The organism is Streptomyces sp. SJL17-4 (genome assembly GCF_036826855.1).
Taxonomy (GTDB): Bacteria; Actinomycetota; Actinomycetes; order Streptomycetales; family Streptomycetaceae; genus Streptomyces.
Genome location: NZ_CP104578.1, coordinates 4,612,014 through 4,630,096 on the forward strand (window position 1 = coordinate 4,612,014; position 18,083 = coordinate 4,630,096).

Annotated in this window: 14 protein-coding genes; 9 read left to right on the forward strand and 5 right to left on the reverse strand. The window is 72.4% G+C overall.

Going from position 1 to position 18,083, the window contains the following annotated elements; genetic code table 11:
* Positions 1-3 precede the first annotated feature (3 nt).
* The 7 genes from N5875_RS20735 (at position 4) to N5875_RS20765 (ending at position 8,762) form a co-directional block, all read left to right on the forward strand.
* A complete protein-coding gene (locus N5875_RS20735) occupies positions 4-861 on the forward strand; it encodes a tryptophan 2,3-dioxygenase (protein WP_318208073.1) in 858 nt (285 codons plus the stop codon).
* Between the two features lie 10 nt (positions 862-871).
* Positions 872-2,071, forward strand: coding sequence for a kynureninase (kynU, locus tag N5875_RS20740; protein ID WP_318208072.1), 1,200 nt, complete (start codon positions 872-874; stop codon positions 2,069-2,071).
* A 136-nt stretch (positions 2,072-2,207) separates the two neighbouring features.
* Entirely contained in the window at positions 2,208-3,077 is an 870-nt protein-coding gene (locus tag N5875_RS20745) for an alpha/beta hydrolase (RefSeq protein ID WP_318208071.1), read from the forward strand.
* 108 nt (positions 3,078-3,185) lie between these two features.
* Positions 3,186-5,417, forward strand: coding sequence for a VCBS repeat-containing protein (locus tag N5875_RS20750; protein ID WP_338495355.1), 2,232 nt, complete (start codon positions 3,186-3,188; stop codon positions 5,415-5,417).
* 104 nt (positions 5,418-5,521) lie between these two features.
* Positions 5,522-6,835 (forward strand): histidine kinase, encoded by a 1,314-nt coding sequence (locus tag N5875_RS20755; RefSeq protein ID WP_318208069.1) that lies wholly within the window; start codon positions 5,522-5,524, stop codon positions 6,833-6,835.
* Positions 6,832-7,494, forward strand: a complete 663-nt coding sequence (locus N5875_RS20760; RefSeq protein ID WP_030323560.1) for a response regulator transcription factor — start codon at positions 6,832-6,834, stop codon at positions 7,492-7,494. Before N5875_RS20755 ends, N5875_RS20760 begins: the two co-directional genes overlap by 4 nt.
* Positions 7,495-7,574: 80 nt before the next feature.
* Positions 7,575-8,762, forward strand: coding sequence for a cytochrome P450 (locus tag N5875_RS20765; RefSeq protein WP_338495357.1), 1,188 nt, complete (start codon positions 7,575-7,577; stop codon positions 8,760-8,762).
* Positions 8,763-8,790: 28 nt separating this feature from the next.
* Here N5875_RS20765 and N5875_RS20770 read toward each other — a convergent pair whose 3' ends face one another.
* Together N5875_RS20770 and N5875_RS20775 are read right to left on the reverse strand one after the other, a co-directional pair.
* A complete protein-coding gene (locus N5875_RS20770; protein ID WP_338495358.1) occupies positions 8,791-10,365 on the reverse strand; it encodes an ABC transporter permease in 1,575 nt (524 codons plus the stop codon).
* Positions 10,362-11,258: an ABC transporter ATP-binding protein gene (locus tag N5875_RS20775; RefSeq protein ID WP_318208066.1), complete on the reverse strand. Its 897-nt coding sequence runs from the start codon at positions 11,256-11,258 to the stop codon at positions 10,362-10,364. The genes N5875_RS20770 and N5875_RS20775 overlap by 4 nt, the downstream gene beginning before the upstream one ends.
* 84 nt (positions 11,259-11,342) lie before the next feature.
* On the opposite strand from N5875_RS20775, the gene N5875_RS20780 reads away from it, so the two are divergent.
* Complete coding sequence (locus tag N5875_RS20780) at positions 11,343-11,843, forward strand: MarR family transcriptional regulator (RefSeq protein ID WP_318208065.1); 501 nt, start codon at positions 11,343-11,345, stop codon at positions 11,841-11,843.
* A gap of 39 nt (positions 11,844-11,882) precedes the next feature.
* Here N5875_RS20780 and N5875_RS20785 read toward each other — a convergent pair whose 3' ends face one another.
* Positions 11,883-12,695, reverse strand: coding sequence for a diacylglycerol kinase (locus tag N5875_RS20785; RefSeq protein ID WP_338495361.1), 813 nt, complete (start codon positions 12,693-12,695; stop codon positions 11,883-11,885).
* A 142-nt stretch (positions 12,696-12,837) separates the two neighbouring features.
* Here N5875_RS20785 and N5875_RS20790 point away from each other — a divergent pair, with 142 nt between their 5' ends.
* The gene (locus N5875_RS20790) at positions 12,838-14,121 is read left to right on the forward strand and encodes an adenylosuccinate synthase (protein WP_055600217.1); all 1,284 of its coding nucleotides are present in this window, start codon (positions 12,838-12,840) and stop codon (positions 14,119-14,121) included.
* Between the two features lie 109 nt (positions 14,122-14,230).
* Here N5875_RS20790 and N5875_RS20795 read toward each other — a convergent pair whose 3' ends face one another.
* Both N5875_RS20795 and N5875_RS20800 read right to left on the reverse strand, forming a co-directional pair.
* Positions 14,231-16,138: a serine/threonine-protein kinase gene (locus N5875_RS20795; RefSeq protein WP_338495364.1), complete on the reverse strand. Its 1,908-nt coding sequence runs from the start codon at positions 16,136-16,138 to the stop codon at positions 14,231-14,233.
* A 167-nt stretch (positions 16,139-16,305) separates the two neighbouring features.
* Positions 16,306-17,868, reverse strand: coding sequence for a substrate-binding domain-containing protein (locus N5875_RS20800; protein ID WP_318208062.1), 1,563 nt, complete (start codon positions 17,866-17,868; stop codon positions 16,306-16,308).
* Between the last annotated feature and the right edge of the window lie 215 nt (positions 17,869-18,083).

Below are 18,083 nucleotides of genomic sequence, written 5' to 3' on the forward strand. Positions count from 1 at the left end.
GAAATGTCACTCTCCCCGGGTTCTCCCGATTCCGCAGCAGGTTCGGCCACCAACGCCCCGAACCTCGACTTCGCCGGCACCACGCCGTACGAGGACTACGTCCAGGCGGACGTCCTCACCCACCTCCAGCACCTCCGCTCGGACGACCCCGGCGAGATGGTCTTCCTGGTCACCACCCAGGTCATGGAGCTGTGGTTCACGGTCATCGTCCACGAGTGGGAGACCGCGAGCCGCGCCCTGCGCGAGGACCGCGTCCCCGTCGCGATGGACGCGCTCAAGCGATCGGTCCGCGAGCTGGAGGCGCTCAACCACTCCTGGCGGCCGCTCGCCCAGCTCACCCCCGCCCAGTTCAACGCCTACCGGTCCGCGCTCGGCGAGGGCTCCGGCTTCCAGTCCGCGATGTACCGGCGGATGGAGTTCCTGCTCGGCGAGAAGTCCGCGTCGATGCTCGTCCCGCACCGGGGCGCGCCGCGCGTTCACGCCGAGCTGGAGAAGGCGCTCCACGAGCCCAGCCTGTACGACGAGGTCCTCGGGCTGCTCGCCCGCCGCGGCCTGCCCGTCCCCGCCGCGGTCCTCGGCCGCGATCTCGCGCAGCGGTACGAGCCCTCGGCCGAGGTCGAGGCGGTCTGGGCCGGGATCTACGCGGACGCCGACCAGAACGGCGAGCTCGTGCGGCTCGGCGAGGCGCTCAGCGACGTCGCCGAACTCGTCTGGCGATGGCGCAACGACCATCTGGTGGCGACCCGCCGCGCCATGGGCTCGAAGACCGGCACCGGCGGCTCGGCGGGCGTGGCCTGGCTGGAGAAGCGCGCCCAGAAGAACGTCTTCCCGGAGCTCTGGACGGCGCGCAGCCATGTCTGAGACTGATGTCATGGCAGACCTCCAGAAGAAGGCACACGCACTCGACGCCGCCGACGGACTGGGCAAGCACCGCGAGAAGTTCGCGCTCGACGCCGGGACCGTCTACCTCGACGGCAACTCGCTCGGCGCGCTGCCCGCCCACGTCCCCGCCCGGATGGCCGACGTCATCACCCGCGAGTGGGGCGAGCTGCGCATCCGCTCCTGGGACGAGTCCGGCTGGTGGACCGCGCCCGAGCGGATCGGCGACCGGATCGCCCCGATCGTCGGGGCCGCCCCGGGACAGATCGTGGTCGGCGACTCGACCAGCGTGAACGTCTTCAAGGCGGTCGTCGCCGCGGCCCGGCTGAGCGCCGACGACCGTGACGAGATCCTCGTCGACGCGACGACCTTTCCCACGGACGGGTACATCGCGGAGTCCGCGGCGCGGATGACGGGTCACCGGATCGTGCCCGTCGACCCGGCCGCCATGGCCGCGGCGGCCGGCCCGCGGACGGCCGCCGCGCTCGTCAACCACGTCGACTACCGCAGCGGCCGCCGCCACGACCTGCCCGGCATCACGGCCGCGCTGCACGCGGCGGGCGCGCTCGCCGTCTGGGACCTGTGCCACAGCGCCGGCGCCCTGCCGGTCGGCCTGGACGCGCACGGGGTCGACCTCGCCGTCGGCTGCACGTACAAGTACCTGAACGGCGGGCCCGGTTCACCGGCCTACCTGTACGTCGCCGAGCGCCACCAGGCCGCCTTCGACTCGCCGCTGCCCGGCTGGAACTCGCACAGCGACCCGTTCGCCATGACCCCCGGGTACGAGGCGGCCGCGGGCGCCGTACGGGGCCGGGTCGGGACGCCCGACATCCTTTCGATGCTGGCGCTCGAAGCGGCGCTCGACGTCTGGGACGGCGTCGCCGTCGAGGACGTACGGGCCAAGTCCCTGGCGCTCACGGACTTCTTCCTGGAGTGCGTGCGCGCGTACGTCCCGGAGGGCCGCGTCACCTCCGTGACGCCGGAGGCGCACGAGGAGCGCGGCAGCCAGACCGCGCTCGCCTGCGAGAACGCGCCCGCCGTCATGGCCGAGCTGATCAAGCGCGGTGTCGTCGGCGATCTGCGCCGCCCCGACATCCTGCGGTTCGGCTTCACCCCGCTGTACGTCGGCTTCGCGGACGCGGAGCGGGCGGCGCGGGTGCTCGCGGAGGTCCTGGCGGACCTGCCCGCCTGAGGCCTCGGCAGGGTTCCGCGCGGCCTCGCGCGGTCTCGTACGGTCCGATGATCGCCTGATCTGCGGGGGCTCCACTCCTGGTACCGTCCCCGCAGGTCAGGCCAATTCGGCCCCGTATCCGAGAGGTTGGAACACCATGCCGGACCCCGCCGCGCGCGATGCCGCCGAAGAGTCGTCGGCCTTCTCGCACCCGGCCGTCCCCCCGGACGTCTCCGCCGCGTACGGCGACCACCCGGACCAGGTGATCGACTTCTACGCCCCGCGCGGCGGACGGACCCGGGCGCCGCTCGTCGTCGCCCTGCACGGCGGGGCGTGGCGGGCACCGTACGACCGGCAGCACCTGACCCCGTTCGTGGACTTCCTGGCCCGGCGCGGCTTCGCCGTGGCGAACGTCGAGTACCGGCGCGGCAGCGGCATCCCCCGGCAGGGTGGTGCCACCCCGGTCGCCGGGCGCTGGCCCGAGACCTTCGACGACGTGGCGGCCGCGCTCGACGCCCTGCCCGAACTCGCCGCCGTCCACCTGCCGCAGGCCGACACCGGCCGGATCGTGCTCACCGGCCACTCGGCGGGCGGCCAGCTCGCCCTCTGGGCCGCCGCCCGGCACGTGCTGCCCGTCGGCTCCCCGTGGCGGCTGCCCGCCCCGCCCGCGCTGCGCGGGGTCGTCGCCCTCGCCCCGATCGCCCACTTCGGCCGGTCGGTCGAGCTGGGGGTGTGCGGCGGCGCGGTCACCGAACTGCTCGGCGGCCCGTCCTCGTACGAGGAGCGGGCGGCCCACACCGACCCCTCGGTACTGCTGCCGACCGGGATCGCGACCACCGTCGTCCAGGGCCGTACGGACGTCGACGTGCCGTACACCGTCGCCGACGCCTACGCCGAGGCGGCAGCGAAGGCGGGCGAGACGGTCGGCGTGACGCTCCTGGAGGAGGTCGGTCACTTCCCGCTGATCGACCCGGCGGCGGACGCGTGCGCGGTGGTGGCGGAGGAGATCGCCCAGCTGGCCTGGTGACGAGCCGGGTGACGACCTGACGTTCGTTTCCCGTACAACCACTTGATCCGGTCGCGAGTCTGATCGGGCACGGCACGTCCGTGCCCGCTCTTCTCGTGGGGGTTCACCTTGCAGTTCCGCTCCACCGGTACCCGTTCCACCCGTCTCGCCGCCGCCGTCACGGCGGTCCTCGCCGTCACGGCCCTCGGTGCCGGCACCCTGGCCACCGCGCCGACCGCCTTCGCGGCCACCCCGGCCGCCGTGACGGCCCCGGCCGCCCAGGACGACGCCGTCCTCCCCGTCTACCCGGAGGGCATGGACCTGGGGGGCCTGGGCACCTCCGGCTTCCTCGCCCACTCCCTCGGCCACGACGGCTCCCGGAAGCTGCTGTGGACGCCGTACGACGGCGGCGCCGCGACCTCGCTCCAGGTGCCCGAGGACGGCGGCTGGACCATGGGAGCCGGCGACGTGGTCGTCCTCGGCGACGACAACTGGTCCGCCCAGATGCGTTCGATCACCCTGCGGAACATGGCCACCCCCTCCGCCCCGGGCGTCGACATCGACCTCGGCGCGCTCGACGGCAACTACGTGGCCGTCCTCAGCCCGACGAGCGTGCTCGCGCAGCTGACGAACGCGGTCGGCCAGGCCGAACTGCACGTCGTGACCAAGGACGGCACCACGACGACCCACCGCAAGATCTCGGGCCTGCCCGCGAACGCCACCGACTACTTCGGCTCGAACGCCCACGACGGCTCCGTCCTCGTCGGGTACGAGACCGGCCCGGAGTTCGAACGGACCGGTGGCCGGGCCCTGATCGACGTGGCGGCCGGCACGGCCACCACGACGTACGCCTCCCCCGAGTCCGGATACGGTTTCGGCGGCCTGGAGTTCTCCGCCTCCCACGTGACCTGGTTCGCCAACGAGGCCGGCACCGGTGACTACATCGCGTCCGTCGACCGCGCGACCGGGGAGGAGAAGCGGACCGTCCTGGGCGCCCACGACGGCGAGTGGTACTCCACGCTCGTCGGCGACTGGCTGGTGTACGGCAACCCCACGACGCCCGTCCGGGCCGTCTCCCTCGCCACCGGCGAGGTCCGGCAGCTCATGGACTCCGGTTCGACCGCGGGCAGCCCCGGCGACGGCACCGCAGTGGTGCACGGCGCGACGGCCGCCGACGGCAAGGGGCTGTTCCGGATCGAGCTCGCGGAGGACGGCACCCCGAAGGCCACCAAGGTGGCCGACGAGGCCCCGCTGGTCGACCTGAAGATCGAGCAGGTCCACGTCCCCGACCGGGTGAACCTCGACCAGACCGGCGGCGAGGTGACGCTGGGGTGGACCCTGTCGCACCGCGAGGCCTACGTGGACGTCACGCTGACGCACATGGTCACGGAGAAGGAGTACCGCACCCGCGTGTACGCCCCCGCCGAGGGCAACCGCTTCTCCTTCAGCTGGGACGGCGTCCTCGACGGGGCGGACGCGCCGAACGGCTCGTACGCGGTGATGGCAGAGGCCGTGCTGCTCGACGGCACCGGCGAACCGGTCCACCAGGGCTGGCGCATGGACGTCGTCCGCACGATCAACACGCACGACTTCACCAACAACGGCTCCACCGACGTCCTCGCCCGTGACGCCTCCGGCGTGCTGTGGCGCGACGACCTGCGGGACCGGTCCGCGGACGGCCACGTCGAGACCGCCGGGCGCACCCGGATCGGCGCCGGGTGGAACACGTACAAGCAGATCGAGGCCGTCGGCGACCTCGCGGGCAACGAGGTCGCCGACCTCGTCGCCCTCGACGGCTCGGGCGTGCTCTGGCACTACCTCGGCAAGGGCTACGGCACCTTCGACACCAGGGTGAGGATCGGCGGCGGCTGGGGCGTCTACAACAAGCTGACCGGCGGCTCGGACCTCGACGGCGACGGCCGCACCGACCTCCTCGCCACGGACGCCTCCGGCGTGCTGTGGTTCTACAAGGGCACGGGCGACGCCGTGAAGCCGTTCGCGACCCGCGCCCGCGTCGGCGGCGGCTGGGGCGTCTACAACCAGCTCACCGCCGTCGGCAACATCGCCGGCACGGCCGCCGGGGACCTCGTCGCCCGCGACACCGCCGGCGTCCTCTGGCTCTACCAGGGCAACGGGAACGGCAACTTCACCACGCGCGTGCGGGTCGGCGGCGGCTGGGGCGCCTTCTCCCAGCTCGTGGGCGCCGGAGACGTCGACTCCGACGGCCGCCCCGACCTGATCGCGTATGGAGCGGGCGGCACGTACGTCTACCGCTCCACGGGCTCCGCCCTCACCCCGTTCAGCCGTCGGACGACGGACCTGTACGCGGGAGAGGGAACCAAGTTCAACAGCGTCGCCTGAGGACTCGGCGTCGCCTGAGGACTCTCCTAGTCCTCAAGGGGGACCCGGAAGGATCCGCATCGAGCGGGACGACCGGGTCTCCCGTCCCCCCGTACCGTTTCCGTGTGACCCAGACACAGACCCCCGAGACGAGCCGCAGCCCCGAGATCCGCCTGGCGCAGGTGGCCCTCGGCGGCCTGCGCCAGGAACTCTTCCACGACGCCTTCGCCTACCGGCCGCTGCCGCGCATGGACGTGGAGAGCAGGCCCCTGCGCTTCCTGCCGCGGCGGATACGCGTGTACGCGGGGTTGCTGCCGCACGCGGTCGTCGCCTTCATGGCGATGATCGTCTTCATCATCGGGATGGAGCGCTACCACGGCGCCATCGGCCCGATCGGGCTCGCGGCCGGCCTGGCGCCGGCCACGATCGTGCTGCTCACCCTGATCAGGCCGGTCCTCGCCTTCTGGGCCTCGATCGGCACGACGCCGTTCATCGGGTACATCGCAGGTTTCGGGACCGGCTGGCCCTGGGCGGCGAACTCCTTCGCCGCCCACCTCGTGGTCCTCGCCGTGGTGGCCGCCCGCACCCGGCCCCGCACCGCCGTGTGGATGTGGATCGGGACGGCCGGCTACGCGCTCTTCGCCGAGATGTTCCTCGGGATGGGTGGCGGCACCGACGCCCTCCCGATGCTGTTCGTCTCGGCCATGGTCCTGCTCACCGTCACCGTCTTCCAGGTCCGCCGCCAGGCCGACCGCGAGGTCACCGCCCAGCAGACCGTCACCGCCCAGGAGCGCTCCAAGCGGACCCTCCTGGAGGAGCGCACCACCATCGCCCGCGAGCTGCACGACGTCGTCGCCCACCACATGTCGGTGGTCGCCATCCAGGCCGAGGCCGCCCCGTACCGGGTCGAGAACCCGCCGCCGGAGCTGGAGCAGGCCTTCCTCACCATCCGCGAGAACGCCGTCGCCGCGCTCACCGAGCTGCGCCGCATCCTCGGTGTCGTCCGCGCCGAGGACTACGAGGCCCCCGACGCCCCGCAGCCGACCCTCGCCGACCTCGACGCGCTCGTCCGCAACGTCCAGGAGGCCGGGCTCGTCGTCGAGAAGACCGTGACCGGCGCCGTACGCGAGCTGCCGCAGGGCGTGGAGCTCTCCGCGTACCGGATCGTCCAGGAGGCCCTGTCGAACGTGCTGCGGCACGCGCCCGGCGCGGCCGCGAAGGTCGAGGTCAGCTACGTCCTCGGCGGTCTGGGCCTGCGCATCGCCAACGGACCGGCGCGCGGACTGGTCAAGCCCTCCCCGGGCGCCGGCCACGGCATCACCGGCATGCGGGAGCGTGTGACGATGCTCGGTGGGGAGATGACCGCCGAGGTCACCGAGGACGGTGGCTACGAGGTCGCGGCCTTCGTCCCCGTGAGCCGTGAGGAGAGTGACCAGTGATCCGCGTGCTGATCGTCGACGACCAGATGATGGTCCGCGAGGGCTTCTCGGTGCTGCTCGGCGCGATGCCGGACATCGAGGTCGTCGGCGAGGCCGTCAACGGCCGGGAGGCCGTCGCCCAGGTCGCCGCCCTCCATCCCGACGTGGTCCTCATGGACATCCGGATGCCCGAGCTGAACGGCATCGACGCCACCCGGGAGATCGTCGCCGCCGACGCCGACGCGAAGGTGCTCGTCCTGACCACCTTCGACCTCGACGAGTACGTCTACCAGGCGCTGCGCGCCGGGGCCTCCGGCTTCCTGCTCAAGGACGCCTCCGCCCGGCAGCTCGCGGACGGGGTGCGGGTCGTCGCGGCCGGCGAGGCGCTGCTCGCGCCGACCGTCACCAAGCGGCTGATCACCGAATTCGCGAAGGCGCCGGGGAGCTCTCCGCGCCCGCCGGCGATGGCGCAGATAGGGGAGCTGACGGAGCGGGAGACGGAGGTCCTGGTGCTCATCGCGCAGGGCCTGTCGAACTCCGAGATCGCCGAGCACCTCGTCGTCGCCGAGTCGACGATCAAGACGCATGTGAGCCGCATCCTGGTGAAGCTGGGGCTGCGCGACCGGACGCAGGCGGCGGTGTTCGCGTACGAGGCGGGTCTGGTGCGGGTCGGCGGGTAGTGCGGGTCCGGTGCGGGTCGGGGGGTAGGACCTCCAGGCAGTAGTGGGGCAGGGCCTCCAGGCGGTAGTAGCGTCCGGTCATGGACGTTGCCTTCGACCCCTGGTCCCCGGAGTTCGTCGCCGATCCCTACCCCGCCTACGCCGAGTTGCGCGCCACCGGCCGCGCCCACTGGTACGGGCGGACGCAGCAGTGGCTGATCCCGCACCACGAGGACGTGTCGGCGCTCCTCCGGGACCGGCGGCTCGGGCGGACGTACACCCACCGCTTCACCCACGAGGAGTTCGGCCGGGAGGCGCCGCCGGCGGCGTACGAGCCCTTCCACACGCTCAACGACCACGGGCTGCTCGATCTGGAGGCGGCCGACCACACCCGGATCCGGCGGCTCGTGTCGAAGGCCTTCACCCCGAGGACGGTGGAGCGCCTGGCGCCGACGGTACGCCGCCTCGCCGCCGATCTGGTGGGGGATCTGGTGGCGGCGGGCGGCGGCGACCTGCTCGCCTCGGTCGCCGAACCCCTCCCCGTCGCGGTGATCGCCGAGATGCTCGGCGTCCCCGAGGACGACGAGGAGCGGGGGCGGCTGCGGCCCTGGTCGGCGGCGATCTGCGGGATGTTCGAGCTGAACCCCTCGGAGGAGACGGCCCGGCGGGCGGTCGAGGCCTCCGTCGAGTTCTCGGACTATCTGCGGGAGCTGATCGCGCGGCGGCGGAAGAGCCCGGGGGACGATCTGATCTCGGCGCTCATCGGGGTGGAGGAGCTGACGGAGCAGGAGATGATCTCCACCTGCGTCCTGCTCCTGAACGCGGGCCACGAGGCCACCGTGAACACGACGGTCAACGGCTGGTGGACCCTGCTGAAGCACGACGTCCGTCCGGATCCCGAAAAGTTGTCCACAGCTGTGGAAGAACTTCTGCGCTACGACACCCCGCTCCAGATGTTCGAGCGCTGGGTCCTCGACGACATCGAGATCGGCGGCCAGGTCATCCCGCGCCGCTCCGAGGTCGCCCTCCTCTTCGGCTCCGCCAACCGCGACCCGGCCCGCTTCGGCCCCACGGCCGACGAGCTCGACCTCACCCGCGCCGACAACCCCCACATCACCTTCGGCGCGGGCATCCACTACTGCCTGGGCGCCCCGCTGGCCCGCCTCGAACTGGAGGCCGTCTTCGGCGAGTTGCTCCGCCGCGCGCCGGGCCTGCGGCTCGCGGTGGAGCCCGTGTGGAAGCCGGGATACGTGATCCGGGGCTTCGAGGAGCTGCTCGTGGAGCTGTGAGCACTGCTGCTCTACAAAGCAGCAGTGCTCAGCTCACCATGTCCCGCCGCCGCAGACCCGTCAGGCCCGCCGCCACGAGCGCCGCCGCCAGGGCCGTCAGTGCCAGGACCGGCGTCCAGGCCGTCTCCGGGCCGGGGAGCTTCGGGAGGTGGCCGAAGGGGGAGAGGTTCAGGGCCGCCTGCGGGAGGTCGAGCGCCGGGCCGATCCAGCCGAGGGCCAGACAGAGACCGGCCGCGCCCCACGCGGCGGTCGCGGCCTTCGGGGCGGCGCCCCAGAGGAGGACCGCGAGGCCGGCGAGTGTCCACACCGCCGGGAGCTGGGCGAGCGAGGCGCCCAGGATCGGGCCGAGGTCGTGCCCGTACGCGAGGGCGAGACCGAGTCCGCTCAGGGCGAGGATCAGGGCCGAGCCACCGAAGGCGATCAGCAGGTGTCCGGCCGCCCAGCGGAGCCGGCCGAGGGCGTTCGCGAGGAGCGGTTCGGCGCGGCCCGAGGTCTCCTCGCCGTGCGGCCGCAGCACCGAGCCGACCGCGAACAGGGCCGCGACCATCCCGAAGAGGGACACCATGGTGGCGAGGAAGGCGTCGGTGAGGGCGCTCTGGCCGCCCATCCGCTCGAAGATCTGCCGGGCCTGTTCGTTGTCGCCGACGATGTCGGCCGCGCCGTCGACCATCCCGCCGAAGACGAGCCCGCCGAGCAGGAAGCCCAGCGACCAGCCGAGGAGCGTGCCGCGCTGGAGCCGCCAGGCGAGCGCGCCCGCCGTCGCCAGCCGCCCCTCCGCCGGGCCCGGCCGGGTCGCGAGGAAGCTCGCGCCGACGTCCCGGCGGCCGGTCAGCGCGTACGCCGCCGCCGTCTGGACCAGGACCGCCGCCGCGATCAGGAGCAGCACCCACCAGCGTTCACCGGCGAAGGCGCGGACGTTCTCGGCCCAGCCGATCGGCGACAGCCAGGTCAGGACACCGCCGCCGTCCGCCGTCCCGGAGTCCCCGGCCGCCCGCAGGGCGAACGCGAGGCCGACGGCGGCCCCCGCCAGGCCCTTCGCGAGCCGCGCGCTCTCCGTCAGCTGGGCGGCGAGCGCGGCCGTGGTCGCGAAGACCATGCCGGTGCCGCCGATCGCCAGGCCGAGGGCGAGCGCCCCGGCCGCGCCCTGCCCGGCGAGCCCGGCGGTGACGATGAGGGCGACGGCGGCGTTGACGACGAGGGCGGCGAGGAGGGCGGCGGTGAGCGGGGCCCGGCGGCCGACCGCACCGGCGGAGAGCATCTCCTGGCGGCCGGTCTCCTCCTCCTCGCGGGTGTGCCGGACGACGACGATCAGGCTCGCGACGGCGGCGAGGATGGCGGCGAAGGTGCCGAACCGCCAGGCGACGAGCCCGCCGAGGGAGTCGTCGAAGACCGGCCCGTAGAGGGCGCGCATCGAGCTGTTGGCGGTCATGGAGGCGGCGAGCTCGGCGCGTTCGGCGGCCGTGCCGTAGAGCCCTTCGAGCGAGCCGACACCGCTGGCGACCATGCCGCCGGTGACGAGCGCCCAGACCGGGATCATCAGCCGGTCGCGGCGGAGGGCGAGCCGGGTGAGGATGCCGGTGCCGGCGAGGCTGACGGTGCTCATGACGTGGCCACCTCGTCCGCGTAGTGGCGGAGGAACAGCTCCTCCAGGGTGGGCGGGGTGCTGGTGAGGCTCCGTACGCCCGAGGTGGTCAGGGAGCGCAGGACGGCGTCGAGCTTGTCGGTGTCGACCTGGAGCTTGACCCGGTGGCCGACGACGTCGAGGTCGTGGACGCCGGGGAGGTGGGCGAGGCCGTTGGGCGCGGCGGCGAGTTCGGCGGTGACGCTGGTACGGGTCAGGTGCCGCAGCTCGGCGAGCGAACCGGACTCCACGGTCCGGCCCTTGCGGACGATGCTGACCCGGTCGCAGAGGGTCTCGACCTCGCTGAGGATGTGGCTGGAGAGGAGCACGGTCCGGCCCCGGTCGCGGGCCTCCTCGACGCAGCTCTGGAAGACCTCCTCCATCAGCGGGTCGAGACCGCTGGTGGGCTCGTCGAGGACGAGCAGGTCGACGTCGGAGGCGAAGGCGGCGACGAGGGCGACCTTCTGCCGGTTGCCCTTGGAGTAGGTGCGGCCCTTCTTGGTGGGGTCGAGCTCGAAGCGCTCGATCAGCTCGGCGCGCTTCGCCCGGTCGAGGCCTCCCCGGAGCCTCCCGTACAGGTCGATGACCTCTCCGCCGGAGAGGTTGCGCCACAGGGTCACGTCGCCGGGGACGTACGCGATCCGGCGGTGCAGCTCGACGGCGTCCCGCCAGGGGTCCCTGCCGAGCAGCCCGACACCGCCGGAGTCGGCGCGGAGGAGGCCGAGGAGGACCCGGATGGTGGTGGACTTGCCGGCGCCGTTGGGGCCGAGGAAGCCGTGGACCTCGCCGGTCTCGACGGCGAGGTCGAGGCCGTCGAGCGCGTGGGTACGCCCGAAGGACTTGTGCAGTCCGACGACGCTGATTGCCTTCGTCATGCTTCAGAACGTACGCTCATTTCACAAAGTTGTGAAGTTAAGGAAACGTATAAAGTTGGAGCGGCGGAGCGAACCAGGGAGACGATGACCGGCATGACGACCACCGAGGCGAGCAAGGACGGCAACGAGGAGGGCGTGTCCCGCTTCGTGGAGCGCTTCGCCGCCGAACTGACGGAAGCCGGCATGCAGCGCATGGCCTCCCGCGTCTTCGCGGCGCTCCTCGCCTCCGAGACCGCCTCGATGACCTCGGCCGAGCTGGCCGAGCAGCTGCGGATCAGCCCGGCGGCCGTCTCCGGCGCGATCCGCTACCTCAGCCAGGTCAGCATGATCAGCCGCGAACGCGACCCCGGCACCCGGCGCGAGCGGTACGTCCTGCACAACGAGCTCTGGTACGAGACCTTCACCCGCCGCGACCAGATCCTCGTCCGCTGGGAGAAGGTCCTCCGCGACGGTTCCGAGACGCTCGGACCGGACACGGCGGCGGGCATGCGGACGGCCGAGACGGCGGAGTTCTTCGCGTTCCTCCAGCGGGAGATGCTGGGCATCATGGACCGCTGGGCGGCCTACCGGGACGCGCGGACCTAGGTCCCGTGAGCCCGGCATGATCCAAAAGACAGGCGCTAGCTAGTCCTGAGGCCTGGGCAGCGTCAGCCCCCACGCCTCCTCCAGGACCGTCCACGTCCGCCGCCGGACCGGCCCCGTCACGCGGCCGTCCGCGCGGTAGCGGAAGTCCGGGCCCGAGACGGTGAGGACGTGGGCGGTCGTGTGCCGGGGCGGGAGGGCCGAGGGATGGACGACCACCTCGGCCGTACCGCCGACCGAGCGGACCGTCAGGCTCTCCAGCGGCGTGTCGACATCGGTGAGCAGCACCCCGTCCGCCTCCACCCGCAGCCGGTGGGCGCGGACTGCGAGGGCCGTCGGGGCCGGGCGGACCAGGGTGCGGACGAGGGAGCGGCAGGTGCCCCAGACGGTCGGGGACGCCGAGGCCAGGGCGGGGGTGGCAGGACCGCCGGGGATACAGAGGTCGCCGAGGACGACGCCGTCGCTGTCGTCGACCAGCAGGTCGAGGCGCCGTACGGCCCCGTCGAGGACCGCCCGGGCCGCGGCCGGGGTCGAGCGCGGCACGCCGAGGGCGTGGGCGATCTCCAGGGCGTCCGGGGCACCTATCGGGACCAGGGAGAGCGCGCCCGCGGCGAGCTCCCGCTCCCGGTGCAGGAGGGCCACCGTCCGCAGCAGCGCACGGTCGTCGCCGAGCACCACGGGGCGCCGTGAGCCGCGCCGGGCCAGGGCGCGGGAGAATTCCTCCGGGCTGTCCGGCAGGCAGATCTTCGCCTCCGCGCCCGCGGACAGCACATCTTTCGCGATCCGCACGGACTCGCCGTCAATTCGGCGGGCGACCGGGTCGACGATGACCAGCAGCTGGTCGTGATCCGACACCTCGGTCCTTCCTCGGGTAGCATCTTTGTGCAAGAGCCCCTTGCGCTATTGCGCCAGGGGCTTCGTCTATTCCGGGGCACACCGGTGAGGCGGCCTCGGCCCCTGACCTTGGACATGCCCCACCCGGAAGGGGTGTACGCCTGTGCCCGCACTTGTGCTGCTCGGTGCTCAGTGGGGTGACGAGGGCAAGGGAAAGGCCACCGACCTCCTCGGTGGATCCGTTGACTATGTAGTGCGCTACCAGGGCGGCAACAACGCCGGCCACACCGTCGTCGTCGGCGACCAGAAGTACGCGCTGCATCTTCTCCCTTCCGGAATCCTCTCGCCGGGGTGCACCCCGGTGATCGGAAACGGTGTCGTCGTCGACCCGGCGGTCCTGCTCTCCGAGCTGAGTGGGCTGAACGAGCGCGGCGTCGACACGTCGAAGCTCCTGATCAGCGGTAACGCTCACCTGATCACCCCGTACAACGTCACCCTCGACAAGGTGACGGAACGGTTCCTCGGCAAGCGCAAGATCGGCACCACGGGTCGCGGCATCGGCCCGACCTACGCCGACAAGATCAACCGCGTCGGCATCCGGGTCCAGGACCTGTACGACGAGTCGATCCTCACCCAGAAGGTCGAGGCGGCGCTGGAGGGCAAGAACCAGCTGCTCGCCAAGCTGTACAACCGGCGTGCGATCGACGCGGAGCAGATCGTCGAGGAGATGCTCCAGTACGCGGAGCAGATCAAGCCGTTCGTCGCGGACACCACGCTGATCCTGAACAACGCGCTCGACGAGGACAAGGTCGTCCTCTTCGAGGGCGGCCAGGGCACGCTGCTCGACGTCGACCACGGCACGTACCCCTTCGTCACCTCCTCGAACCCGACCGCGGGCGGCGCCTGCACCGGCGCCGGCGTGGGCCCGACGAAGATCAGCCGGGTCATCGGCATCCTCAAGGCGTACACGACCCGTGTCGGCGCCGGCCCGTTCCCGACGGAGCTCTTCGACGCGGACGGCGAGGCGCTGCGCCGCATCGGCGGCGAGCGCGGTGTCACCACCGGCCGTGACCGCCGCTGTGGCTGGTTCGACGCGGTCATCGCGCGATACGCGACCCGGGTCAACGGCCTGACGGACTTCTTCCTCACCAAGCTCGACGTGCTGACGGGCTGGGAGCAGATCCCGGTCTGCGTCGCGTACGAGATCGACGGCAAGCGCGTCGAGGAGCTGCCCTACTCGCAGACCGACTTCCACCACGCGAAGCCGATCTACGAGATGCTGCCGGGCTGGTCCGAGGACATCACCAAGGCGAAGACCTTCGCCGACCTGCCGAAGAACGCGCAGGCGTACGTGAAGGCGCTGGAGGAGATGTCGGGCGCCCCGATCTCCGCGATCGGCGTCGGCCCCGGCCGCACCGAGACGATCGAGATCAACTCGTTCCTGTAGCTCGTCGCTGCAGTTCGTCGCTGCAGTTCGTTGCTGTGGGCGGGACGCCCGAGGGCCCGCACCCCGTACGCCGGGGTGCGGGCCCTCGCGCATGCCTCGCGCATGCGTCCTACGAGCGGTAGTACTCGTTCGGTTCGCCGTCGAGCATCGGATAGACGAGGAGCCGGTCCTTGCCGTTCAGCTTGTCGACGAGGAGGTAGCGGGAGAGGCCCTCCTGGCATTCGCGGTCCCAGGCGTTGGTGTCCCGGGTGGCGGGGCCGACGACCAGCAGGTTGCCGACGCCCGCGAGGACGGCCGTGGTGCCGCAGGACCAGTCCTCGTCCATGAGCACGCCGTCGACGGTGCGCGGATAGCCGTCGAGGACGCTGACCACGGGGGACCCGACCGGGCCCTGGGTGATCGTCACCTGCGAGGTGTAGCGCTCGTCGTTCTCGCCGTACACCTCCGGGGCGGGGATGCGCGACCAGCGGCCGAGGAACCGGGCGGGGACGACCTCCGTACCCGTGGGGGCCTTGCGGAAGGTGGCCTTCGCCGTGCCCGAGGTCCACTCCAGGACGTCGGGGGAGCGCAGCGTGAGCGTCTGGTGCGCGGCGGGGACACAGCGCTGGGCGGGCACGCTGGTCGTCACGTCGGACTCGCCGAGGACGATCTTGTCCTCGTCGGCGGAGACGAGCCGGGAGCGGCCCATGCACAGGCGGTTCTCCGCGACCTGGACGTAGACCGCGTTCTTGGCGCCCGCCGCTCCCTGGCTGATCTCGAACCGGGCGGTCTCCCGGGGGTGGTCCTGGGAGCCCTGGATGACGCCCTCCCAGGCACCGAGGAACGCGGCCGGGACGATGCCGGCCGGGCGGGCCGCGACGTTGCCCGTGCCGCTCGGGGCCCGGTTCTTCTGGTCGTCCATGCCGGTGTCCGGGTCGGGCCAGAAGGTGTACGTGAGGGTGGCCGCGGCCGCCACAGCGAGGGCCGCGAGTCCGGCGACCAAAGCCGTCCGGCGCGGGCGCCCGGCCCGGGGCTGGGGCGCGGTGGAGGCGGTGGACGGGAGGGGAGTGGGCGGGGTCGGGTCACTGTCGGCAGGGACGACGCCCCCGGCAGCACCCGTTCCCGTCCCCGTTCCGGTCGCGCTCTCCGTCTCCGCCTCCAGGAGCCGCGCCGCGTGGCGGCCCAGCCGGGCCAGGACGTCCGCCGGGAGCCAGGGATCGGGGATCGGCAGGGTCTCCGAGATCTCGGCGGCCGACGGCCGCGCGCCCGGGTCCTTGGCGAGGCAGGCCCGGATCACCCCGGTCAGCTCGGGCGCCAGATCCGTCAGGTCGGGCTCGTCGTGGGCGATGCGGAACATCGTCGCGTGCACGCCGCTGTCCGCCGTCCCGAAGGGGGAACGGCCGGTCGCCGCGTACGCCAGGACCGAGCCGAGGCAGAAGATGTCCGACGCGGGGGTGAGCCGGTCGCCCCGAACCTGCTCGGGCGACATGAAGCCGGGGGAGCCGACGACCGCGCCGGTGGTGGTCAGATTGCCACCGTCGGCGACGGTGTCGACGGCCCGCGCGATGCCGAAGTCGATGATCCGCGGCCCGTCGACGGTGAGCAGGACGTTGGACGGCTTGAGGTCGCGGTGGACGAGCCCGGCCGCGTGGATGTGCACGAGGGCGCGGGCGAGGCCGGAGGCCAGCGCCTTCACGGTCGCGGGCGGCAGTGGCCCGAACTCGTCGCCGACCACGGTCCGCAGCGAGGGCCCCGGTACGTAGCCGATCGCCACCCACGGCGCGTCGGCCGTGGTGTCCGAGCCGAGGACGGGCGCGGTGCCCGTGCCGCCGACCCGCTCCAGGGAGGCGACCTCGCGGGCGAACCGGCGCCGGAACTCCTCCTGGGCGGCCAGTTCCGCGTGCACGACCTTCACCGCGACCGTCCGCCCGCCGACCGAACGCGCGAGGAACACCCGGCCCATGCCCCCGACCCCGAGGCGGCCGAGCAGACGGAACGGGCCGATGCTGACCGGGTCTTCCACGTTCAATGGCTCCACGTCGTCAGAGCATGCCAGACCGGGGGTCGGCAGTCCCTACCGATCGCATGCCGGACCGGGGGCCGGCCGTCCCCCGGTCGCATGCCGGACCAGGGGCGGCCGTCCCTACCGATCGCCCACCGGACCAGGGGGCGGCCGGCCCCCTCCCTCGCCCGTCGGACCGGAGGTCAGCCCTCCCCACAGATCCTCAGTCCCTTCGGCGTCGAGCAGGGCAGGTGCCCGTGGACGCGGATGATGTCCTGGCCGCTGCCCCAGCGCAGATAGGTGAGGAAGCTGGCGGTCAGCGAGTCGGCCCTCGGCTCGCGCCAGGTGTAGGCGTACTCGATCTCCCGGTACGGGTAGGGCGACTCGCCCAGCTCGTCCAGGACCGGTCGGCGGCCGTCGATGGCCACCCGGTGCAGGCCCTTCAGACCGGTGCCCGCGCGGAGTTCGGTGTAGCCGATGGCGCCGGGCAGCTTGGCCACCGTGGACAGGACCTGTTCGGTGGAGTCGAGTTCGCAGCGGATGACCTCGGACTCGGGGTCGTTGCTGGTCCGGCAGTCCAGGGAGGAGTTGGCGGGCTCGTTGCGCCCGAGGACCCGGCGCTGGAACACCTCCCTGGTACCGGAGTTGGCGTCCCGGCTGATCAGCAGGATCCGCTGGTCCACGCCCGGCACCAGCTCGCCCCAGTTCTTGATCTCGCCCCGGTAGATACGGCGGATCTGGTCCAGGGTCAGGTCGTCCACGGGCACGTCGTCGTTGAGGACGAGGGTGTAGAGGGAGACGGCGACAATGCTCTCCCGCAGCTCGGGGAAGCCGCCCGGCTTGCGCCCGTCGGACAGGGCGACGACCGCGGGGGAGCCCTTGGCCGTCTTCGCGCCCTCCTCGGCCAGCCGCCGTATCCCGGACGTCGACCCGTGCGCCGCCACGTTCACGGTCGCGCCCTCGCAGTCCTGCTCGTACTTCTTCGCGAGTTCCCGTACGACGGGTGCGAAGGCCGTCGACCCGGTGACGGTGAGACTGCCCTTGGCGCAGCCGATCGGCGGCGGGGTCTGCTCCCGGACGATGATCACGGCGAGGGCGATCATGCAGAGCGTGAGGGTGATGGTGACGGTCCGCGCGACCCGGCTGAAGAGGGGCGCCTTGTCGTCGGGGGTCGTGCTGTGGTTGACGTGGACGACGCCGTCGTCGAGGGTGCCGTCGACGTTGACGGGGCCGCCCGTCGGCCCGCCGGTGAGCAGGACGAGCAGCTTGTAGTGGGCGCCCCGGTTGAGCGGAACCTTGGGCAGCCTGATGGAGCTGGCGCCCACGGTCGGCTGCCAGGCGGCGTCGAAGTGGGTCAGGAGCCCGGGATGGCCGGGGGCGGTCACGACGATCGCCTTCATGTGGCGGTGGGGGCCGGTGCCGTCCGGGTGCGAGAACCGCACGGTGAGTCCGGTGCTGCCGCCGTCCGTGTAGTCGTCGCTGCCGATGGCCAGGCCGCCGTCGTTCTCGATCCGGAGCAGGACGATGGTGGCGTCTGTCAGCTCCTGCGTCGTGTCGAAGAAGCCTCGCCGCACGGTCGCGCCGGGGCCGGTCAGAGCGGTGCTGGCCGCGGCTCCGGCGCCGATGGACGTGTCGAGCTGGACGCGGTAGCCGATCCGGCGGCGGCGCGGAACCCACCACTGCACCCAGATGGCGGCGATGGAGACGAGGACACCGGTGAGCGCGGTGACCACGGCGATGATGTTCTCAGCGGTTAGCCAGTCCACCCGCGCGACGGTACGGACGTGTGTGCGGTTACGGCGGGTACGTCGCTTCCAGCCACCTGGAATTCGTCCTTCCGTCAACCGGGGCCCCGCCGCCGGCCGGGCTCGGCGCGGGCTCGGCCGCGGGCTCTGCGGGGGCTCTGCGCGGGCGGGTCATCAGAGGTTGCCGGGGGTGTGGAGCGTGGGTGTAATGGCCACGAGGGGGCCTTCAGTCTGAG